Origin of the sequence: uncultured Legionella sp., assembly GCF_937871865.1 — a bacterium.
Lineage (GTDB): Bacteria > Pseudomonadota > Gammaproteobacteria > Legionellales > Legionellaceae > Legionella.
On sequence record NZ_CALMPD010000299.1, the window covers coordinates 21097 to 44157 of the forward strand.

Consider the following 23061-nt stretch of genomic DNA (forward strand, 5'->3'; position numbering starts at 1 on the left):
TGCGAGTAATGGTAAAACAAAAATATTTTTTATTTTAACCCTTGAAAGTTTTGTTCCTGTCCCCATATGTCAGACATCAGGATTGTTTGTGTTCGAACAGGCAAAACTCGTGAATCATAGTTTAATTAAAATCAGGAGATAAAAGTATGAAAATTCGTCCTTTACACGATCGCGTTGTTGTTCGTCGTATGGAAGAAGAACGTACCACAGCTGGTGGTATTGTTATTCCAGATAGTGCTACTGAAAAGCCTATGCGTGGTGAAATCATCGCTGTGGGCGCCGGCAAAGTACTGGATAATGGGGATGTTCGTGCTTTAGCTGTGACAGTTGGTGATGTAGTATTGTTTGGCAAGTATTCTGGTACTGAAGTTAAAGTTGATGGCAAAGAATTAGTTGTGATGCGTGAAGACGACATCATGGGTGTGATTGAGAAGTAATCTAATCTAATTGTTTAAGGAGATTGAGTAATGGCTAAAGAATTACGTTTTGGTGATGATGCTCGCCTACAAATGCTTGCTGGTGTTAATGCATTGGCTGATGCGGTTCAAGTGACTATGGGTCCACGTGGTCGTAATGTTGTTTTAGAAAAATCTTATGGTGCGCCTACTGTAACTAAAGACGGTGTGTCTGTTGCTAAAGAAATTGAATTTGAACACCGTTTCATGAATATGGGTGCTCAAATGGTTAAAGAAGTTGCTTCTAAAACTTCTGATACTGCTGGTGATGGTACAACTACTGCTACTGTATTAGCACGTTCTATTCTTGTTGAAGGGAACAAAGCTGTTGCTGCGGGCATGAATCCTATGGATCTGAAACGCGGTATAGACAAAGCGGTATTAGCAGTTACTAAAAAACTGCAATCTATGTCAAAGCCTTGCAAAGACACTAAAGCAATCGCTCAAGTTGGTACTATTTCTGCTAACTCTGACGAAGCAATTGGTTCTATCATTGCTGAAGCAATGGAAAAAGTAGGTAAAGAAGGCGTGATCACTGTTGAAGACGGTAATGGCCTTGAGAATGAATTATCTGTTGTTGAAGGAATGCAATTTGACCGCGGTTATATTTCTCCATACTTCATTAACAACCAACAAAACATGACTTGTGAACTGGAACACCCGTTCATTCTGTTAGTTGACAAGAAAGTTTCCAGTATTCGTGACATGTTGTCTGTACTGGAAGGTGTTGCAAAATCTGGTCGTCCATTATTAATCATTGCAGAAGATGTTGAAGGCGAAGCTTTAGCAACTCTGGTTGTTAACAACATGCGTGGTATTGTTAAAGTATGTGCAGTTAAAGCACCTGGCTTTGGCGATCGCCGTAAAGCAATGTTACAAGACATCGCTATTTTAACCAGTGGCCAAGTAATTTCTGAAGAAATTGGCAAGAGCTTAGAAGCTGCTACTTTAGAAGATCTCGGTACTGCTAAACGCGTAGTAGTTACTAAAGAAAACACTACTATCATTGATGGTGAAGGTAAAGCTGCTGAAATTAATTCACGCATTACTCAAATTCGTGCTCAAATGGAAGAAACAACTTCTGATTACGATCGTGAGAAATTACAAGAGCGTGTTGCTAAATTAGCTGGTGGCGTTGCAGTAATCAAAGTTGGCGCTGCTACTGAAGTTGAAATGAAAGAGAAGAAAGCTCGTGTAGAAGATGCTCTTCATGCTACTCGTGCTGCAGTAGAAGAAGGTATTGTTGCTGGTGGTGGTGTTGCCCTGATTCGTGCTCAAAAAGCATTGGATGCATTAAAAGGCGATAACGACGATCAAACAATGGGTATCAATATCCTGCGTCGTGCTATTGAATCTCCAATGCGTCAGATCGTTTCTAACGCTGGTTATGAGTCTTCTGTTGTTGTGAACAAAGTAGCAGAACACAAAGACAATTATGGATTCAATGCTGCAACTGGTGAATACGGTGATATGGTGGATATGGGTATCCTGGATCCAACTAAAGTAACTCGTATGGCATTACAAAATGCAGCTTCTGTAGCTAGCTTAATGTTAACAACAGAATGTATGGTTGCTGATTTACCTAAGAAAGATGATGCGGCTGGTGCTGGCGATATGGGCGGCATGGGCGGTATGGGTGGCATGGGCGGCATGATGTAAGCGTCCCTGCTTCCTTTTAAAAACCCGCCTTATGGCGGGGTTTTTTTGAGAATCATTTTTAGCCTTTACATTCTGGAAGTAAATAAACTGTGCGAATTTATTATTTTAAACTATGATTATTATCATCATCAAAAAATAAGGGAAGAACGATGAGTACTGTAATTAATAAACTGGAAGTTGCTTTGGCAGATACTTATGCTTTATATCTTAAAACGCAAAATTATCACTGGCATGTAAAAGGTCCCCAGTTCAAAAGTTTGCATGAATTGTTTGAAATGCAATATAAAGAATTGGCTCTGGCTGTAGACGAAGTAGCGGAGCGTATTTTAATTATGGGACATAAGGCTCCGGCTACTTTTAACGAATACAATAAATTGAAAACGATAAAAGATGGCAATTCAAGTTTAAGCGCCAATGATATGGTCACTGAATTAGCGAATGATAACAGTGCACTGGTCAACGATTTAAACGAGGCCATAAAAATTGCTCAAGATAATAATGATGAGGGAACTGTAACCTTATTGAGTGATCGTATTGCTGCACATCAAAAAGCTCATTGGATGTTGGCGGCATCAATGGATATAAAATAATTATAATATGTTGTTCACAATATGATTTTAACCGCCGTTGTCATTAGGGCTGCGGCGGAACAATCCAGATGGTTTGGAATTATTGCACTCATCGCTTTTCAAATTACCCTGTTCAGGGTAGAACGCAACAAAACTATTGTATCCACCAATAACATTCCCTATGATATGAATCAGTTACAACAAATGTTTATGGATTTTTACTTTTCCTTTAATTTAATTTTTAGCGAAGGATTGCTCTGTGTTACGTTTTCTATACCCTACCTGTTTGTTCTTAAGCGCCGTTCTTTTATTCAGCATCCAACCGATGGTAGCTAAAGCAACTCTTCCTGTTTACGGAGGAACCCCTGCTGTTTGGACTGTGTGCATGCTTTTTTTTCAGGGAGTATTGTTAGTCTCCTATGGTTATGTTTGGTTACTCAGCCTGATTAAAAAACCAATTTTGTGGCGTTGGGTACATACCGCTTTTATTGCATTGAGCATTATTGCCATTCCCTTGTTGTTCCATCCTTCTATGATGGGGGAGTATCCGGAATGGAATATTTTATCTGATTTATTAAAGCAAGTAGGTTTGCCTTTATTAATTATTGGTTCATCTGCCCCTTTATTGCAATTTGCATACAGCCAAACAACAGGGAAGGGGGCTGCTGATCCTTATTTTTTATACATTGCCAGTAATCTGGGCAGTTTAATTTCTTTATTGCTTTATCCCTGGATAATAGAGCATTTTTGGGGGTTAACCTTACAATTCCATATATGGAGCATGGGGTATCTGGTTTACCTATTATTATTGTTGTTTGTTTTATATTGTTCTCGTTATAAACCGTTAGAAAACCGGCATGAGGATGCTAAAGTCTGGCCCTGGCGTTCGATGATGTATTGGGTCTTTCTGAGCTTTGTGCCTTGCAGTTTGATGTTAGGGGTTACTTTATATATTTCTACCGATGTAGCTCCTACGCCTCTATTCTGGGTATTGCCTTTGGCTTTATATTTACTTTCTTTTGTCTTCACATTCACGACGAAACCACTGATCTCCACTGCCTGGATTAATAGAAATTGTATTTTCTTTTTGGTATTTACCATTCTTGCCTTTATTTTAAATGCAAACCAGGCTCGGGTATGGCAAATTATACTGGCTAATTTAGCAAGTTTTTTTATATTAGCTTTACTTTGCCACAGACAATTATTTGAACGTCGACCCCAACCTCAACTATTGACCTTATTTTATTTTTGTCTGGCTTTCGGTGGTGTATTGGCAGGGATATTTAATGGTATTTTGGCCACTCATATATTTAATCAGATCTATGAATACCCACTGGCGATTTTATTAAGTCTCTTTGTACTGTCTTTACCTCTAACGGCAAAGGATTGGTGGGTACCCCTGGTGGTGCTCTGTTTATTACTTTTACATTATTTTATACCACCAATTAACTGGTATGCGGGATTTACTACATTTCAGATTACTGCTCTAATTGCCTTACTTGTTATTGTGTTAAACCATAAAAGTAAAACAGGGCTTATTCTGTCTTTGTTTATTTTATTCGCATTTCTTTATTCTCCAATTTTTCTGGATAAAAATATTTTATTACAAGAACGAAATTTTTATGGCGTGAAACAGGTTCTATTGAAACAGAACACACATGTATTTATCAGCCAATCCACTGTCCATGGTTATCAGTTACTTGGCGAGGAGAAACCTATCAACGGGTTCAGAGCCTATTATGGTGCTATAAAGCAAGCCGTTGAGGCTTTGAAAGAGGAGCATTCTTCATTATCTGTGACCATATTGGGGTTGGGAGCGGGAACGATGATTTGTCAATTCCGTAATGACGATCAAGTAAAGATTATTGAAATTGATGAGCAGGTTATTGATTTGGCATCAGATCCCAAGTTATTCACTTTCATACGCGATTGTCCTCCCAAAGCGGATATTATAAAAAATGATGGTCGATTGGCTGTAGATAAAATCCCGGATGCTTCACAACAGCTTATTATCTTGGATGCATTTAATTCAGATGCAATTCCTGTTCATTTAATGACTTTGGAAGCATTCACTCTTTATAAGCAAAAGCTTACTGACAATGGGGTTATATTAGTTAATCTGAGCAACAGGCATCTCAAAATACTGCCCGTGCTCAATTCAATAGCACGCTCTTTGGATATGATGCTGCTCAATCTGGTTCATAAGGGAGTTCCTAAATTAGGGCAATTCGACTCTGAATGGGGTTTGTTGACTAATGATCAGGTTCTGGCAAATAAACTAATGAACGGCAGTGGCTGGCGCTTTGTTGCAGATAATAACCAGTTATTATGGACAGATGATTATTCTAATATCATTCCATTGTTAAAGTGGTAATGTGATTTGTATGCTGGGCTAAACGAAGTGCAGCCCGGCATTTGGGGTATTCATGTTTGTGTGCTGGGCTTCGCGATGCTCAGCACCAGCCTATTGGTTCTCTCACTAGCCTACGTGAAGAGCAGTGGTATTGGTCATTAACAATCAGACTTCTGCAAGATTTCCTTTTGATTCTAACCAGATTTTTCTGTCTCCGGCTCGTTTTTTATTCAGCATCATATCCATAACGGCTTCAGTTGATTCCTCATTATCGAGAGTTAATTGCACCAAACGCCGGGTATCAGGATCCATGGTTGTTTCCCTTAATTGCATGGGGTTCATTTCGCCAAGACCTTTAAACCGTTGAACGTTTATTTTGGCTCTGCTGGTTTGGGTTAGATGATTGGTAATTCGTATTTTTTCTTCATCATCCAATGCATAATGCACTACTTTTCCTGCATCTATTCGATACAGTGGTGGCATGGCAACGTACACATGGCCCGCTTTAACCAGCGGTTTGAAATGGCGCAGGAACAGGGCACAGATTAAGGTGGCAATGTGTGCTCCGTCTGAATCGGCATCGGCAAGAATACATATTTTACCGTAGCGCAGCCCATTAAGATCTTCAGAACCTGGATCAACTCCGATTGCTACTGAAATATCATGAATTTCCTGCGAAGCCAGCACTTGAGACGAATCAACTTCCCACGAGTTAAGAATCTTTCCTCGTAAAGGTAATATTGCCTGGAAGTCTTTATTTCTCGCTTGTTTTGCAGAACCTCCTGCTGAGTCTCCTTCAACTAAAAATAATTCTGCCTGGCTTAAATCAGTTTGCAGACAATCAGCTAATTTTCCAGGTAAAGCCGGGCCTTGGCTGACGCGTTTACGTGCCACTTGTTTGGCTTGTTTCAATCGCTTCTGCGCTCGTTCTATCGCCAGAGCTGCGATGGCTTCGCCCTGGTTGCGATGTTGGTTTAGCCAAAGAGAAAAAGCATCTTTAATGACGTTGGAAACAAAAGCAGAGGTTTGGCGAGAGCTTAGACGCTCTTTGGTTTGTCCTGCAAACTGGGGCTCTTTCATTTTTACTGATAAAACGTATTGACACGGCTCCCAAAGATCATCTGCTGCAAGCTTTACACCACGAGGAAGCAGGTTTCTTAATTCGCAAAATTCAGCCATAGCATCGAATAAGCCAGAGCGTAGACCATTGACGTGCGTGCCCCCCTGAGCGGTAGGTATTAGATTGACATAGCTTTCATTCAAACTGCTGTTCACCACCCCTGACCAGACTAAAGCCCAATCAACAGTCGCTTCATCACTTTTAAATTCACCAGAAAAAGGTTCTTCAGGCAGGTACTCAGAAGGAAGTGTTTGGATCAGATAATCCGTTAGCCCATGCTCATAGCACCAATGTGTTTGCTCGTTTGTGGCTTTATTAATGAAGGTCATCGACAGACCAGTACAAAGTACCGCTTTTGCCCTTAACACATGAGTTAAGTGTTTTAATGAAATTTTCGTGGTGTCAAAATATTTTTCATTAGGCCAGAATCGTATTATGGTTCCTGTATCTCGTTTTTTGGCAATTCCGGTTTCTTGTAATTCACACAGTTTATCACCATTAGAAAAGGACATCTGATAGATTACGCCATTACGTTTTATGGTTACATCCAGCCTATCCGATAGGGCGTTTACTACTGAAACCCCCACTCCATGTAATCCTCCGGAGAAGCTGTAGTTTTTATCGGAAAACTTACCACCAGCATGCAGGCGCGTCATAATAACTTCCACACCACTTAATCCTAATTGAGGGTGTAAATCAACAGGCATGCCTCGGCCATTGTCTTCCACTTCGACCGAGCCGTCTTCATGAAGAGTTACAATGATTTTGCTGGCGAAGCCGGCAAGGACCTCATCCACGCTGTTATCGATAACTTCCTGAGCCAAATGGTTGGGACGTGTGGTGTCGGTATACATACCCGGGCGTCGTTGAACTGGCTCAAGACCGTTTAATACTTCAATCGCTTCCGCAGTGTAGTTTTCTGACATAGATATTCACTCAAATAGTAACTAGAACCATTTTAGCATACATCATTAATAAACTGGGCGGGATAGGCGAAAATTGGAAAAAATAATACGAATATTTGAGGTTAAAAGGGAGTTTATCTGATTTTTGTCATCATTTCAGATATCTTTTAATGCAAAACGGCACTCATTTTATCTTTTGTTGCAACGCTTAGGCTTCGACTATTTAGAGTCGACATCAAGGGGTTAGTTGCCAGTTACTCAGTTCTCTTGGTACAGTGTATGATTTTCTCTTTACAGCTTATTTTATGCATAATACTGCTGAAATTAACCAGTTATCAGTTGCGTTTCAAAGTTCAGCCAAAACGATTTTGGCTTTGGATAAAGTCAGTTTCAATTTGTATCCAGGAGAAACTCTGGTTTTGCTCGGAGAATCGGGATGTGGCAAGTCGTTGACATCGTTAGCACTGATGCGGCTTTTACCCAAATCAGGAGTGTACGGTGTCGAGAGCCAAATCAATGTTGATGGTGATGATATTTTAAATCTACCGGAACAAATGATGAGGCAGTTAAGAGGACGCAAATTGGCTATGATTTTTCAGGAGCCTATGACTGCTTTGAATCCTGTAATGACGATTGGAGCTCAAATATCTGAAGTATTAATAAGGCATAATGCTTTAGCGCCACCAGCGGTTAATGAGGCATTAATTTCATTGTTAACAGAAGTTGAGATGCCGCAACCTCATACACGAATTAATCAGTATCCACATCAATTATCTGGTGGGCAAAAGCAACGGGTAGTCATTGCAATGGCTCTGGCATGTAATCCTGATATTTTAATAGCAGATGAACCCACTACTGCCCTTGATGTCACTATACAAGCACAAATACTCGCTCTGTTAAAAAAATTGCAAAGCAAACATAAAATGAGTCTGTTATTAATCACTCACGATCTAGGTGTTGCCAAAGCTATGGCTGATCGAGTTTGTGTGATGTATGCCGGTCAAGTGGTAGAGCAGTCCAATGTCAGTGATTTTTTCTCAAAAATAAGACACCCTTACGTGCAGCAGTTATTAGCTTCTTTACCTTCATTTGCCAAGCGCGAGGAAAAGTTATCTATTATCACTGGAAGTGTGCCGGCGTTAGATGTTTTACCAGCCGGATGCAGATTTCATCCTCGCTGTATTTATGCTTTTGACCGATGTCGAAATGAAGAGCCGCAATTACAGAATATTACAGATAGATCTTTGAGATGTCATTTATACCCTGATTTAAACGAGCTTCCTCTGCTGGAAAAAAATAAATTAAGCTGGAATGTTTCTGATGAAAAAGCCGACACTATTTTTACAGTGAATAATTTATCCGTTCAATTCATCCATAAAAAAAGAGTGTTTAGCCGCAATCACTCGGTGTTTAAAGCGGTAGATGGCCTTGGATTTAATCTACAACAAGGTAAAACACTCGCGATAGTCGGAGAGTCTGGCTGTGGGAAAACCACTGCCAGTCGAGCATTACTTCGATTGATTCCAGTCGCTGGAGGAGAAATTAATTACCGAGGAGTGGATGTTTTGTCTTTGAGAGGTAAAAGGTTAAGGCAGTATAGAAAAAAAGTACAAATTATATTTCAGGATCCTTTTTCTTCGATGAATCCGCGTATGACCGTAGGCGAGATATTGGCAGAAGGTATGTACGCCCAAGGAATGAAATCCTCTGTCATTTCTCAAAAACAAAGACAACTGATTAACCAGGTCAATCTGCCTACTACTAGTTTACATCGATACCCGCATCAGTTTTCAGGAGGGCAGCGACAACGTATTTGCATCGCCAGAGCTTTAGCTACAGAGCCGGATATTTTAATTTGTGATGAACCAACCAGCGCGTTGGACGTTTCTGTTCAAGCACAAATTTTAAATTTATTAAAGGAATTACAGCAAGAAAATGGTATTTCCTATTTGTTCATTACCCATAATATGGGGGTGGTATCTTATATTGCTGATGAGGTGCTGGTTATGAAAGACGGTTTAGCTGTAGAATACGGCGCTTGTGAACAAGTATTAAAGCATCCAGAACACCATTACACCCGGCAATTATTATCCGCTGTTTTAGATGTAGTTTAAATCCTTCAGGTTTACTTAAGTATTGTTGTGTTATATTTCGCGCAATATAAAATAATAGCTAGCACCTCATCCTTATATATTTTAGGAGATCTTGTTGCATGAAGAGCGTTGTAGATAAATTATTATACAAGAATGTTGTTGAGTTCAATGAGCAATTACGCACTTTAAATGAACAGGATACAACCCTAACTGAGGATTTAAAATGTACCGTAAAAATTTTAATGACGTTGGGTAAAGAGGCTACTGAAGATCAGTTGTCGTTATTAACTGAAATTAAAAACAATCTTAAAGTTCACCGTGTTTTATTGCGAGATATTGCCAGCCTTCTTGACTACTTGCCATATCCTGATTTAGATAATTTTGCTGCTCAACTTAAAAAAAATTCATTACAGCTGCAGAGCTATCTTGAACTGTATGATAAAGATCCCAAAACAGGCCGAGCGCCCCAATTAAATAAAAAAGACAGAACTGCCAAATCAGCGGAACAGATTCTTGAAGAACAATTTGATACCTCTTCTCTTAAACATGTAATCGCAGGTGTTCAAAATTTGGTAGATGGTTCAAATTTATCTCCTCAGCAACAATATAACCTTACGCAGCAGGTTATTTACATTAATGCAGTAGGTAAAGAGTTTCCGCTTACGATAAAACAAAACAATCTTTTGGATCTGACTGCTACAAGTAGAGAGTCGTTAAAAAAACTATCTGGCGTGTTAATCAAACAAGCCAATGATCCTGTTTTGGGCAGAAATGGACGTATTAAAGCCCAGCTCAATATGCTGGCTGTAATGCGAGAACAGTATTTCCGAACTACAGGTGTATTTTTGAATACGACCCAACTGTTATCAATTTTATTATCATTAAACAATCTTAATCATAACGGTTTTGTTGAGCTGGCGGCTGATAAACATCAATTTCATACAAAAGCTATTCTGGCTGCAATGCAATGGGCATTGAACCATGATCCTAACGAATTACTTGCTAAAGACTTTAAATATAAGGGAACGAAAGATTTTTTTGCATTCATCGGTATGCCTGCACAGATACTTGAGGCGAATATAAGTGAGGAAAAACCTAATACCGGAATTGTTAAACCTGAGTTGGCTGGATTGAGTAGAAAAGCAGATGTTGAGCAGGCTTATAGAGTGCCGGCACATAAAAAAAGCAATCAACAGGAGCTAGTAAAATACAGTCAGGACTATTTACAAAGAATATCAATTGCTTTAAATATGGTGGAACCAGGACAGCCTGTGTTGCTGATAGCAAGAAATGAAACTCAAGCTAAGAAACTGAATGAGGATTTAGCCCTGTATCTGAAAAATCAAAATACAGCGGTTGAGATGGATGTTTTTACTGGAGTTGAATCTGAAAAAATCAGACATCAATGGTTTAACGACAGTAAATCAAAACATCTAAAAATTGCAATTACGATTCCAGAACTTGCTAACAATAAGGAATTTAATATACATCATTCTGATGGGTGTCTTGCTATTCAAACTTATATGGATGGCATTGTTGACGCGAAAAAAATTATTACTAATGTTTCGAGTTTTGGTAAAAGTAGCCATTTTGTAGCAATTCATGAAGAAAATGGAATCCTGTCAGTTCTGTCTCGTTCCTTGGCATCTGAAGACGATAAAAAGCATATAATTGAGTCGATTGGTGCAGACAAACGGAACAGAGCTCAAGAACAAATAATTGAGCAATATTACCTTCAATCAGTAATAACCATTCAACGAGTTGCATTAAGTCAGTTTGATGAATGGCAGGCATTTTTACATTTGATATATCCTGCTTCAGAGTGGAAACAATTAGACAGAGAACTGTTGCTAGCCCGTCAGGACTTCATAACAAAAATGGAATTAAATTGGGCTCAACTTTTAGTAGCAACAGATCCTGGGCAAACTTACCCTAATCCTTACATTCGTAGAAATGCAAGTAATCATCTGGATACGGTCATTTTAGATCAGGCTTTAAAGGCTTATGTAGTTAATACCGATAGTTTATGGAATTCCGTTCGAGGACTTCTTAAAGAAAAAACAACCGATAAAATTACTCCTGATTCTGTTAATGCATTACGGAGCAAGTATCTGGAACAAACTAATCTTCAAGAGCAATTGGCACTTGATAAAGTAATAACAAGAGAAAGTGTAAAAAACTTACAGCGTGATAAGAAAAAAGCAAGTCGATTGGTAAAGTCGGCACTTGATGTTAATGGTGCACTATTTAAATACGCTGAAGGTAATGTCGATTTATATCAGCACTCGTTCATTAATCACCAACTTAGGTTACTTGCATTGGATATCTGCAAGCAAATAAACAGGTCCTCTTTATCCTCACAAAATAAAGAAACTTTGAGGAATAGGGCTTTGAATGCAGATAATCTGTTTTTGTTGGAGCTGGTGTTAATTGATTATGAAGAGATATGGTCCCAGTCAGATACTAAATCTGATAAATACCTTATGCAGCCTGTAATCAATGAATTATTGCGTATCCATCAATTTGCCGGAATAGAAGCAGACGAGCAATTATTGGTTTTAAAAAATATTTATTTAGATAATGCTGCGAATGATCTTATTGAGGACTTGGATCATGCATTGTCATGGGCCAGAAATGAAAACAGAGGTATTTGGTATCTTATAGAGCGCTCTGAAGTCCAGGATGCGGCTATTGATATACTTAATGCGGTTGATGATGTTAAATATGCCCCAAATCAGGGAATGAAAAAAACGGCATTAAAAAATCTGTACAGTGTTTTGATATATCACCAAGCTCAACTGGAAGGGAAATGGATATTTTCATTTGGGCATAAAAATACGCGCACTTTGATTAATCAAACTCTCCAGACTTTAAATAACTTGACCGTTATTGGAAATGGCAGGGATGAGTTGAGTTCAGATTTTATGCATGAGTGTAAAGAAGAGGCGCATAGCAACTTAGCCAAGCAACGATTTAATACTGCTATTAAAAAATTGGAAGAGCGTAATAATTGGTTAAAAAATAGTAATGAGTGGAAGGAGATTATTGGAACACTTGAGCGCATTCAGAACGAGAACCCTTCGTTGTATGCTATTAATGAGATGTATCATTTTATATCCCGAAAATGCGACGAGTTGAGTCAATCTCAGTCTCAGATCATCAATCCCTTAATTCATGCAAGAGGTACTTTACGCAGCCTTTGGCACGATGTGATGCATCAACATAAAGAGTTGTTGGATGAGTCGGTGCATTTTGGGTTTAAAGCAGAACAAATAAGAAATAATTTGGCACAGATTCCTGGTTATGAGGTGAATAATATAGAGTTGTTGGCGGGGACTAATGGTGTAAGTGAACATTATGATTTAGTTATAAAGGGCAAAGGAACAGTACCAATATTAGAGCATTTTACGAGTTATAACTCTCAGCTGCAGGAGCTGCAAGAAGAGAGAGCCGCAGTACAATCACTGTTTGATTTACCTAAATCTGAACATGTCAATGTAGATGAACTCATTAAGCAACAATTACCATTGATTAATGCGGGCAAATGGCAGGAAGTAAACATTGGTTTATTTCCTCAGAGCATGCAGGATAATATAACTGTAATTCTGACATTGCAGAGCTATGTTACGGGGGAAACACCTGCACAAATGGATGAGTTTTCCCCAGAAATCCAAAATTTCTTTTTTGACCGAGAAGTAATTAACTCTTTGGATACGGAACAATTTTTTAATAGAGTACCTGAGGACTCTAAAGGCGCAGAATTGATATTGCAGCAAATAGACACGATAAAAAATCAATATTTAAGAACTGAACTTAAAGCGTTATATAATAAAGTACATCCTCCAATAGTAGAAGAAAAACCATCCTCATCATGGTGGCACCCAAAAACATTGTTGTCTTATGTTGCCTCAGGTGCTTTGAATCTTGTTTCAGGTATGTCCAGTACTTTGCGATTATCGGAATTTGAAGAGGATTGGAGGCATTTATTTGCTGATTTGAAAGCCACACCACAATCTCATCTGGCTGCATTTTTTAAGCCCTACATTAGTGCTCGTCTTGAATGTTTAACTACTGAATTAGTAAGAGAACACCAGATTGAGGTTGATAACCTTGATATTCTTGACCAGAAAATCGCTTTTCTTGACGAAGCAATTGAAAGAGAACGCATGAGAAGTAACGGGACTATCATTCGACGTTTTGATTCTATAGGCCAGCTTTATGAGTTTGAGAATAATTTAAGGCAGTATGTTGAAACAGCACCGAAGGTATCTGTTAAAGAGCCTGTGTATGGAGCTGGGGGTGATAAGGAGCACATTCATTCTGACGAAGATGTGGTGCTTATTGATGAAGATGACATAGCGGTTCGGCCTGGATTCTGATTAAAAAATACTCTTAATGTTCGCATTTGAGTTAATTTGAATTTTATGTGTTATTGAAAACACTTACGTAAAAAGTTGTTTAGAGTCATTTCTTAGGATTGCTGACGCAGCCAGAGCTTAATATAGGTGATGGTTTCTTCATTCACTTTGATGATTTGCTGATATAAAGGTTTGAGCAATTTGCGATGGCCAGTTTTGTAATAACGTTCAAAGTATTGGCAGGCAAAATGCATTTTCTGTGTACCAAGGTATACAGAACCGCCTTTTATTTTGTGGGCTGTTTTTTCTACGTCCTCCCAATCATTATTTTTGTAGTGTTCTTTCAACTGATGTATGTCTTGTTGCATTGAATCTGAAAGATAGGAGTGCAATAAAGAAATGAGCAAAGATTTATCAGCAAGTTGCTTTAACGCTAATTCTTCATCGAATAAAGGGTAGTGGTCTAATTGAAATAATTCATCCTCAGTATCAAGTAAGTCCAGAACTACAGGACATTTTTGCTGATTGTTTGATAATTCATTTTGTAATGGTTGTGCTGAACGATGCGAGAGCTTTTGAATGCATTCGTGTAGTACTTCGCTTTGGGTAGGTTTGGATAGGACTTCATCAATCCCACAGTTGTTATATTCTTCTTTAGCTTCCTTATTCACATGGCCTGTAAGGGCAATGATGGGAATGGTAGATTGAGCTCGAATACGCTGGCTTAATTCGCCTCCTGAAATTCCAGGCAATCCTATATCCGTAATGATTAAATCAAAAGAATGTTTCTGAAATAAAGCAATGGCTTCTTCTCCTGTGGTTGTTGAATGAAATGTGTATCCTTTCTGTGACAGAAGAAATTCCAGCGTTTTCAAGGAGATGGCATTATCTTCTACCAGTAACAAATGAAGAGATCTTTGCTGTTTTTCTACATTGGGTTCTTGTAACTGTATGGAAGGGGATTTCGCAGCAGGGGAATCACCTAACTCACATTCCAAATCAAAACTAAACGTACTGCCCTGACCTTCCTTACTGGTTAATGTAAGATGGCCACCTAATAAAGCGACATAAGACTGAACGATGTGTAAACCTAATCCATTCCCTGTATAGACTCCTTTGTATGACGAGCTGACTTTAAAAAAACGATTAAACACCTGGGATTGAGCTTCTTCTGGTATGCCTATTCCTGTATCTGAAACACTAAATTTCAAGTGTGCTTTTGTGTTGTCCTTCTGCAGGCATTCAATAGCCAGGGTAATACTGCCTGTTTGAGTGAATTTTATAGCATTACCCAGTAAATTGAGTAATATTCGATGGATTTTATTGCGGTCACTGAGTAGATACCGAGGTACATCCGGTGCTATATCTGCTTTAAGCTCCAAATTCTTTAATGTCGTGGTGGGTAATTCCAGGCGAATTAATTCATGGATGCATTGATATACATCAAATGATTCTTTTTTAATATCCGTTTCCCGTAAATTGCCTACGCGTGCAGCATCTAAAATTTCATTGAGCATATGCAGTAGTTCTTTACCACTGTCATGCAATAAATGCACTTTTTCCCTGTCTGCATCATTTTCCAGAGAGTGTTCTAACAGTTCTGATAAGCCTATAACTCCTGTAAGTGGGGTGCGGATGTCATGGCTCATGTTAGCGATGAATTCGGTTTTCGCAAGGCTCGCTGCTTCTGCCTTATCAATTGCAATTTGCAGTGCGTCTTGAGTATTTTTAAGCTCTGTAATGTCAAGAGAATTTCCTAAAATGCCAATGATGGTTCCCTTTTCATCCAATAATGGCATTTTAATGACCGTAAAATAGCGATTTTCCTGGTCGTGGATTGTCACTTTTTCTTCTAAAAATAAGGTTTCTCCCGTTTGGATGACTCGCTGATCGTTTTTCTTCAGAATGTCTGCTTGTGCAGGCCATAAATCTTTGTCTGTTTTTCCTATAATGTCTTTGATAGAAGTAAGACCTAATGTTTTAAGTAAGGTGTTATTGCATCCTAAGTATTCAGCTTCTGTATTTTTCCAATAGAAATTCCCTGGAACACCTGCTGATATTTGTTCTAGTTGTGAATAAAGAGTACGGAGATGAGTTTCATTATTTTTCTTGTCCGAAACATCACGGCCTAAGAGCAGCCAGCCAAAAGCATCCGTTAAAGGAATGACAGACCAGGACAGGTAAATTTTAAGACGGTTGTGGTGTACAACGGTTTCTATAGATGTCCCGTTGTCTCGCATGCTTTTATAATCCGGAAAAGTAAAGGGTGTCACCCTATCCTTTTTTAAAAATAAATGAGGGAATTCAATTCCTTTCATTTCGGTTAAATTCCAAGAATAATATGCTTCTACTTGAGGACTTATTTCATCAATACGTTCATCATGGGATAAAAAAATAACCACATCGTTTGAGTTTTTGAGTAAAAATTTAAGATACACCTGTTGTGATTCGTTCTTGTTCAAAAGCAGCTCTCCATTCTATGGTTCTTTTAATCGATATTAATGATTCAGAGAGGGATTTATAAAGTCTTCTTTTTCCAGATAATTAAAATAAATATCCAGGAGTTTTTTATCTAATGGGGGCATTATTTGTCCGGCCTCATTAAATGCATTATTTGTATTATAGCTGTTGGCGCGAGAAATGGTGGCCAATCCTTTCATCCAATCATCATTCTGGTTGTTAACGTATAATGAATAAAGGCTATACAGGGCATTGTCCTCTTTGATAAATCGAATATGTTCTTGCTTCCATTGTTCGGGATCAATTAATGATACCGAGTAACCTCGTTGATTGATATAGTGAATTAACTGCCTCCAGGAAATTTTGTTTGGATTAATTAGATTAAAGACACTGTTGGTCTGTTTTTCCTGAAGGGCTGTTTCTACAATGACGTTACTGAGAGTATCTACAGGTAACATATCCAGCATGAAATCCCAATCAGGAGCGACTTGAAGTTGAATGCATCCTTTGAGCAACATGAACAAGTGATTGCTTTGCGCGTTAAATGCCCCTGTTTTACTATGACCGACAATCCACCCTGGGCGGTAAATATTAATCCATAAGCCTCGATGTGCTGCTTCGGAAAGAAGCTGCTCTGCTACCCATTTGGTTTGACTGTACCCATCTTGGGGTGGGGTGATGGCATTGTCAGCTTTCATAAAATCTTCCAAGATGCATTGTGACTCATCGAGAAAATGACTTGCAGCTGATAACGTAGAAATAAAATGGATGGGTTTGACTTTGTTTTGCATGGCAAAAGCGATGAGGTCAAGAGTGCTTCGTACATTAGTTGCGCGCAGCTGCTCATAGGGGTACAGATGATTTACTGCAGCGCCATTATGAACAATGACATCAATCGATTCAGACAGTTGTGACAGATGAGTAGGAGAGAGACCTAAATGAGGACTTGCTAAATCTCCTACCAAGGGAATAATTCGTTCGTTACAGTGTAAATCAAAATGATATTTGGCCATGGTTGCATTGAGTTTCTCTACAGCTTCGTGTTCATTTTGGGCTCGAATCAAGCAATAGATGGTTGCTTTAGAGTTGTGATACAAACTGTGCAGTAGGTGGGCGCCAAGAAAACCAGATGCTCCCGTCAGTAACACATTATTTGTTGTATAAGCTCGTGAAATAGACGCAGATATGGATAATTCTTTGGGTAAAAATCTATCATATAGCATGTTTTGATTGGTGGTACTGCGTGTCGATGTATCTCCGTTAATCAATTGATTTAAGTGTCTGATGGTTGGATTTTCAAGGAATTCAGGCAGAGAAAAATCGGTGTGATACAGTTCTTTAGCTTTTAATAACAATTGAGTCAGCAATAAGGAATGGCCGCCTAAATCAAAAAAATTATCTTCTACACCAATCCTTGCAATGCCCAGTAACGAGCTCCAAAGATCCACTAATGTGTGCTCTATAGGGGTTACAGGCGCACAATAAGTGTTCCCCAAAGACGTTTTGGTGATATCCGGTGCTGGTAATTTTTTATAATTGACTTTGCCATTAGGTGTTAAAGGCAGCTTATCCAGACGAACGAAGAAGTTTGGAATCATGTATACGGGGAGTTCATTTTTTAAGAAGGTACGAATTTCCTCATCGTTAACTTCCTCAGTACATACAATAAATGCAACCAAAATTTTAGTTCGATTGGTACATTCTTGGGCAATGACGGCACATTGGCTGATGGCATGATGATGTATTAAATGAGCCTGTATCGCCTCAAGTTCTACTCGAAAGCCTCTTATTTTAATTTGATTGTCTTGGCGTCCTAAATAGTCAATGGCCCCATTGGGCAGCCAACGAACATTGTCCCCTGTTTTGTAAAGAATAGAAACAGTACTGGTCTGAAAAGGGTTTTGAATGAATTTTTGTGATGTTAATTCCGGTCGATTTAAATAGCCGTGAGCTAATCCATCACCACCGATATAAAGCTCGCCAATAGCACCTACCGGAGTAGGTTGCAGTTGTTCATCAAGGACATACACAAAGGTGTTAGCAATGGGTGTTCCAATGGGGATGGTTTCATGTGATGAATCCTGTTTGGTGATGGGATAGGTTGTAGTAAACGTGGTGCTTTCTGTAGGGCCATATCCATTTAAAACATATTCAGGAGCGCCTTGTTCACACTGAATCACACTCATAATACGCTCTTTATTCAGCACATCACCTCCTACAAGAAGGTAGGTGAGATGACGGAACATGGCGACGTTCTGAGCTGCAAGTTGATTAAATAAAGCGGAAGTGAGCCACAATACAGTAATGCGTTTTCTTTCTAAAAAAGGGGCAAACTTGCAGGGATCGAGCAAGACCGCATGAGGTACAGCAACAAGTTCCGCACCATTTAAAAGAGCCCCCCAAATTTCAAACGTTGCTGCATCAAAGCTAATACTGGCAGCTTGTGCCACCTTATCGTGTTCCTTAAGTTCAATGTAATTGGTGTTTTTTACCAGGCGAGTGACGCCTTGGTGGGGAATCATCACGCCCTTCGGTTTGCCTGTGGTGCCGGATGTGTAAATAATATGTGCAATGCTTGAGGGGAGTATGTTTACATGGTCCAAATTTATTGATGATTGTTTTTCCATAAATAAGGCCAGTTCATCAAAAAGGACAATAGGAATATCCAGTTCAGTACAGTCGTCCTCAATACGTTGGCTAAGGTGATGAGATGCCAATAACAGATTGGGTTTACTATCATGCAATATGGAATAAATATGCTGTTTGGGATAGCTTGCATCGATTGGAATGTATGCTGCCCCTGCTTTTAAGATAGCTAATAAACCAATAATTAAGTGAAGTTCCTGAGTAGTACATATGGCTGCATAAGTATGGGGCATGACGCCGTGGCTTTGCAGACAGCGTGCTAATTGATTGGCTTGATGATTCAGTGACTCATAGGTTAGTGATTTTTTTCCATACACCACCGCAGTGTGATTTGGGGTGGCTTGAGCCTGCGCTTCAAATACCTGGACTATTGTTTTATCTCGAGGATACGCAAAGGGCTTGGGTATTCCCATATTCAGCATGCGGTGACGTTCGCTCTCGTCCATCAGCGACAGTGTATCAATGGGATGATAAAGCGTCATCTTTAAATTGTGCATCAGGTAGTTTAGGTGCTGTGTTGCATTTTTTATCACCGAAGTAAGTGGCGCTTCTGGGGACATCAACGATTCTTTAATCCGCCAGGTGATGGTGTTTGTATCTGATGCAATTGTAATAAGCACCGAAGCACTAGAGGAGCTTTGTGTTGAAGCGCATTGCTCGTCTGTGCCTACATAAAGGGCTAAAGAGTATTGATGTTCCGCTTGAGCAAGTTCAGGGTAACGATAATAGACATCGCGTAAAAAAGGTCCTCTTTTTTTGTATGATGTTCGCATCAGATGAATCTGTTGGATGGTTTGCTCATAAGTATAAGAGTTATCAATCGGTAATGAACAGGGGACGAATGGTGCGAAAAATTCTGTGAGCTCATCAGGTAACTCGCATGTGTGTGGTTCACGTAACCAAATACTGCATTGTTCCTTATTTCCCAACCGATACAGATAAATAAACAAGGTCGCTATAAGCACATCCGCGGCCTCAACATTTTCTGGTAATTTCGGCCATTGTGATATCAGTGTGTTATTGACAGCGAGCTGCGAAATGGGAATTAAGGTATCATGAGTGCATTGCTCGTTATTTTGTGGTTGAAATGGTAAGTGTGCTGGTTGAAACGTTCTTAATTCCTGTACCCAGTAAAGCTCTGCGGGTGCGTATTGTTCACTAAAATAATGAAATTGATTGTGTTGATGTGGGGTAGGGGAGGAGAAATGAGCCCCTTTTTTGAGCTGATGCTGCGCGGCTACATTTGAAAGTGTGCAAGGCGTTCCATCAAGCAGCATTACTTGTTCTAAACTGATGAGCTGTGTCTTGGTGCAAATATGCCAGGCATGAGGATGCAATGCTACTACTGTCCCTGGACGCTCTTCTGATATCCTGTCAAGCAAATGCATCCGTGCAACAAGATACATGGTGTTGCCAATTTGAATTTTTGGTGTGGCCAGGCGATTATGATGATAGTGGCCTAAATCCAATGCATGTACTATCCTCATGATGTCGCACGCTGGTTGTTCCCAACTCAGCCATCCGTTACCTGGTGGCTTTTGCCTGAAACTGTAATAACTGCTTTGTGAGATGTTCTGGGGGATTGGAGTAATGGATGCGTATTTCAGCTCATCAATCAGTTCGTTAAATAAAGACAGTGAATGAGCGTAGCATTTTAAACTTAAGCTCAATGCTGTTTCCTGTGCATCTATAGCAAAGTGGATTTGTTTGAGTATGTCTCCGCCATCAATCTGTTCATTCATTACATGCCAGGTGACGCCATGTTCTGATTCATTGTTTAAAATAGCCCATGACAGTGCATGAACACCGGCGTATCGGGGCAGTGGTGCGTTATGAAAGTTAATGGCTAGGTGGCGTGCACGCTCAATGAGTGTTTTGGGTATAATGGTGCTATTGATAATACTAAATAAATAATCAAAATCGGTTGCAAGTAACGATTCAGTTGCCTCATGTAAACAAGTGTAGTGCTTGATATTGTGCGATTCAGCCATTTTTTGAGCGGCATCAAGTGCTGAAATGATTCCTAAAATGCGACACTCTTTTTTCAAAAGAATTTCCGCACACTGGATCAGTAAATGATCATCGCCTATGAGATAACAGGAAAAGTTCTGCATTTTGGGTTCCATTGTTTACTACGGTCTTGTGCCTTGCAGCATCTATTGTACCATAGTTTCCTTTTGGATAAATATAGTTCATTTTATAGGAAATTTACATCACCTCTTTTACGTTAAGATGATTCCAAAGCAGCTAAACCAAGTATTACTGCACTTTGCTGCGTGACTGTTAATCGCGAAGAAATATAAAAAGAAGCAAAAACAATTAAAGAGAGGTCCTGTTGCAGGGGACGGCAAGCAACGTCTATCACGTAGATACAGACGAAGAACTGGTGAGTGTTTTTAAATTAATAGATCCCGCGCATAGGGCGCGGGACGTAGATTTGGCATGAAGAACTAGCCAGTTTCAACGCTATTACGTCAGCGACTGTTTAATGAATTCCACTACGCTATTGATGCTTAGCTGTTGTGATTCACTGGCTGATCTTGCTTTATATTCCACACAACTTTGTTCCAGATTTCTATCGCTGACCACCAAACGATGAGGAATACCAATTAAATCATTGTCCGCAAAAAGCACGCCTGGTCTTTCGTTTCTATCATCAAGCAACACATCTATGCCTAAAGCGGCAAATTGTTGGTATAAACTTTCTGCCTGCTCTTTAACCTGTTGCGATCTATGTCCATTGATAGGAACTATCACCAGTTGAAACGGCGCAATCGCTTGGGGCCAGATGATGCCGTACTCATCATGATGTTGCTCTATGGCTGCGGCAACAACGCGGCTAATTCCTAAACCATAACATCCCATTAACATGGTCTGTAGTTGACCTTGTTCGTTAATGACGGAAGCATTCATGGCTTTTGCGTATTTATCGCCCAGCTGGAATACATGACCAACCTCTATACCACGGCAAGAACGAAGAGTACCTTTTCCATCAGGGCTGATGTCCCCATCTTTTACATTACGTAAATCAAAGGCTTCATCATAACGAGCATCTCTATCCCAGGCAGCATTGATGTAGTGCTTGTCTGATTGATTGGCCCCACAAATGAAAGAAGGCATTGCTAATGCATGATGGTCTACTATTATCGGAATGTTCAGGCTAACTGGTCCTAACGAACCTACAGGAGCGTTCAACGCTTTTAAAATAGCTTCCTCATCAATCATGATTAATGGCGAATGAATCAGAGGATGTTTTATTGCTTTTACTTCATTGAGCTCATCGTCTCCTTTTAGTACCAATGCGACCATTGGGTGTTCTATGCCTTGAACAATCAAGGTTTTGATGGTTTGATTGCTTTCAACATTCAAGAACTGTGCTACTTCCGCAATGGTTTTTTTATTGGGGGTATCAACAAGCTGAATGGGTTCGTCAGTACTTGTAGTCTTGGCTGGTTTTAGACTGGTTGCCTGTTCAACATTGGCAGCATAATCACTCATATCGCTATAAAAAATCAAATCTTCGCCTGAATCGGCCAGTACCTGGAATTCATGGGACGCTGAACCGCCAATTGCGCCAGTGTCTGCTTCAACAGCTCGGTATTTTAATCCCATGCGATCAAATATCCGACTATAAGCCTGATACATGTCATTGTAGGTCGACTGCAAACTCTCCTGACTTACGTGAAAAGAGTAGGCATCTTTCATTATAAATTCACGTGCTCTCATCACCCCGAAACGAGGTCTTATTTCATCACGGAATTTGGTTTGGATCTGATAAAAATTAGCGGGCAATTGTTTATACGATTGCAGCTCGTTACGCATAATATCGGTGATGACTTCTTCATGGGTAGGTCCGAAACAATATTCTCTTTCATTGCTGTCACTCATTGTCAGTAATTGTCCGCCAAAAGTTTCCCAACGCCCTGTTTCTTGCCATAATTCAGCAGGTTGTACAGCCGGCATAAGCACTTCCATCGCAAGAGAGCGATTCATTTCTTCGCGAACAATCTGTTCTACTTTGCGCAGTACTCTAAGTCCAAGAGGCATCCAGGTATAAAGTCCTGAGCCCAGTTTACGAATCATACCTGCTCTTAGCATTAATTGATGAGAAGTGATTTCAGCGTCGCTGGGTGTTTCTTTTTTGGTCGCTAAAAACCATTGGGATGCACGCATTTCTGCTCCTGGAGTAGTCTAAGTTCTATATGGTGCGCTATTATATACTTATCATGAGATAATTGGCGATATGTTTAGGAATACAACATGAATACCCTGGGCTTAATTCAGACATTTTGTAAGGTAGCTCAATGTGCCAATTTTAGTGCTGCCGCAAAAGCGTTGGATGTGTCAGCTGCTGCTGTAAGTAAACAAATCAGTTTATTAGAGGAAACCCCAGGGGCTTTTCATGACTAGAAATTAGTCACATAAACAGTATAATCCTGCATT

12 protein-coding genes are annotated in these 23061 nt (G+C 39.6%); 8 read left to right on the forward strand and 4 right to left on the reverse strand.

Annotated elements, in window-relative coordinates:
* Positions 1-146 precede the first annotated feature (146 nt).
* From groES to Q0495_RS16245, 5 genes are all read left to right on the forward strand, one after another.
* Positions 147-437 (forward strand): co-chaperone GroES, encoded by a 291-nt coding sequence (gene groES / locus Q0495_RS16225; RefSeq protein ID WP_298628216.1) that lies wholly within the window; start codon positions 147-149, stop codon positions 435-437.
* Positions 438-467: 30 nt separating this feature from the next.
* Positions 468-2114: a chaperonin GroEL gene (groL, locus tag Q0495_RS16230; protein WP_298628218.1), complete on the forward strand. Its 1647-nt coding sequence runs from the start codon at positions 468-470 to the stop codon at positions 2112-2114.
* Between the two features lie 149 nt (positions 2115-2263).
* Positions 2264-2704: a DNA starvation/stationary phase protection protein gene (locus Q0495_RS16235; protein WP_298628220.1), complete on the forward strand. Its 441-nt coding sequence runs from the start codon at positions 2264-2266 to the stop codon at positions 2702-2704.
* Positions 2705-2725: 21 nt separating this feature from the next.
* On the forward strand, positions 2726-3019 hold the full coding sequence (locus Q0495_RS16240; protein WP_298628223.1) for a hypothetical protein: 294 nt from the start codon (positions 2726-2728) through the stop codon (positions 3017-3019).
* Positions 2943-5057: a spermidine synthase gene (locus tag Q0495_RS16245; protein WP_298628226.1), complete on the forward strand. Its 2115-nt coding sequence runs from the start codon at positions 2943-2945 to the stop codon at positions 5055-5057. Before Q0495_RS16240 ends, Q0495_RS16245 begins: the two co-directional genes overlap by 77 nt.
* Positions 5058-5201: 144 nt before the next feature.
* On the opposite strand, the gene parE is transcribed toward Q0495_RS16245, so the two are convergent.
* The gene (gene parE / locus Q0495_RS16250) at positions 5202-7082 is read right to left on the reverse strand and encodes a DNA topoisomerase IV subunit B (protein WP_298628228.1); all 1881 of its coding nucleotides are present in this window, start codon (positions 7080-7082) and stop codon (positions 5202-5204) included.
* 284 nt (positions 7083-7366) lie between these two features.
* On the opposite strand from parE, the gene Q0495_RS16255 reads away from it, so the two are divergent.
* A complete protein-coding gene (locus Q0495_RS16255) occupies positions 7367-9175 on the forward strand; it encodes an ABC transporter ATP-binding protein (protein ID WP_298628229.1) in 1809 nt (602 codons plus the stop codon).
* A 98-nt stretch (positions 9176-9273) separates the two neighbouring features.
* Positions 9274-13533, forward strand: coding sequence for a hypothetical protein (locus Q0495_RS16260; RefSeq protein WP_298628231.1), 4260 nt, complete (start codon positions 9274-9276; stop codon positions 13531-13533).
* A gap of 92 nt (positions 13534-13625) precedes the next feature.
* Here the strand turns inward: Q0495_RS16260 and Q0495_RS16265 are convergent, their stop codons facing one another.
* The 3 genes from Q0495_RS16265 to Q0495_RS16275 all read right to left on the reverse strand — a co-directional run bounded on the left by Q0495_RS16265 (position 13626) and on the right by Q0495_RS16275 (position 22791).
* Positions 13626-15974: an ATP-binding protein gene (locus Q0495_RS16265; RefSeq protein ID WP_298628234.1), complete on the reverse strand. Its 2349-nt coding sequence runs from the start codon at positions 15972-15974 to the stop codon at positions 13626-13628.
* A gap of 36 nt (positions 15975-16010) precedes the next feature.
* Positions 16011-20732: an amino acid adenylation domain-containing protein gene (locus Q0495_RS16270; protein ID WP_298628237.1), complete on the reverse strand. Its 4722-nt coding sequence runs from the start codon at positions 20730-20732 to the stop codon at positions 16011-16013.
* Between the two features lie 355 nt (positions 20733-21087).
* Positions 21088-22791: a proline--tRNA ligase gene (locus Q0495_RS16275; RefSeq protein ID WP_298628240.1), complete on the reverse strand. Its 1704-nt coding sequence runs from the start codon at positions 22789-22791 to the stop codon at positions 21088-21090.
* Positions 22792-22878: 87 nt separating this feature from the next.
* Between Q0495_RS16275 and Q0495_RS16280 the strand changes: the two genes are divergently transcribed.
* Entirely contained in the window at positions 22879-23028 is a 150-nt protein-coding gene (locus tag Q0495_RS16280; protein ID WP_298628242.1) for a LysR family transcriptional regulator, read from the forward strand.
* Positions 23029-23061: the final 33 nt, after the last annotated feature.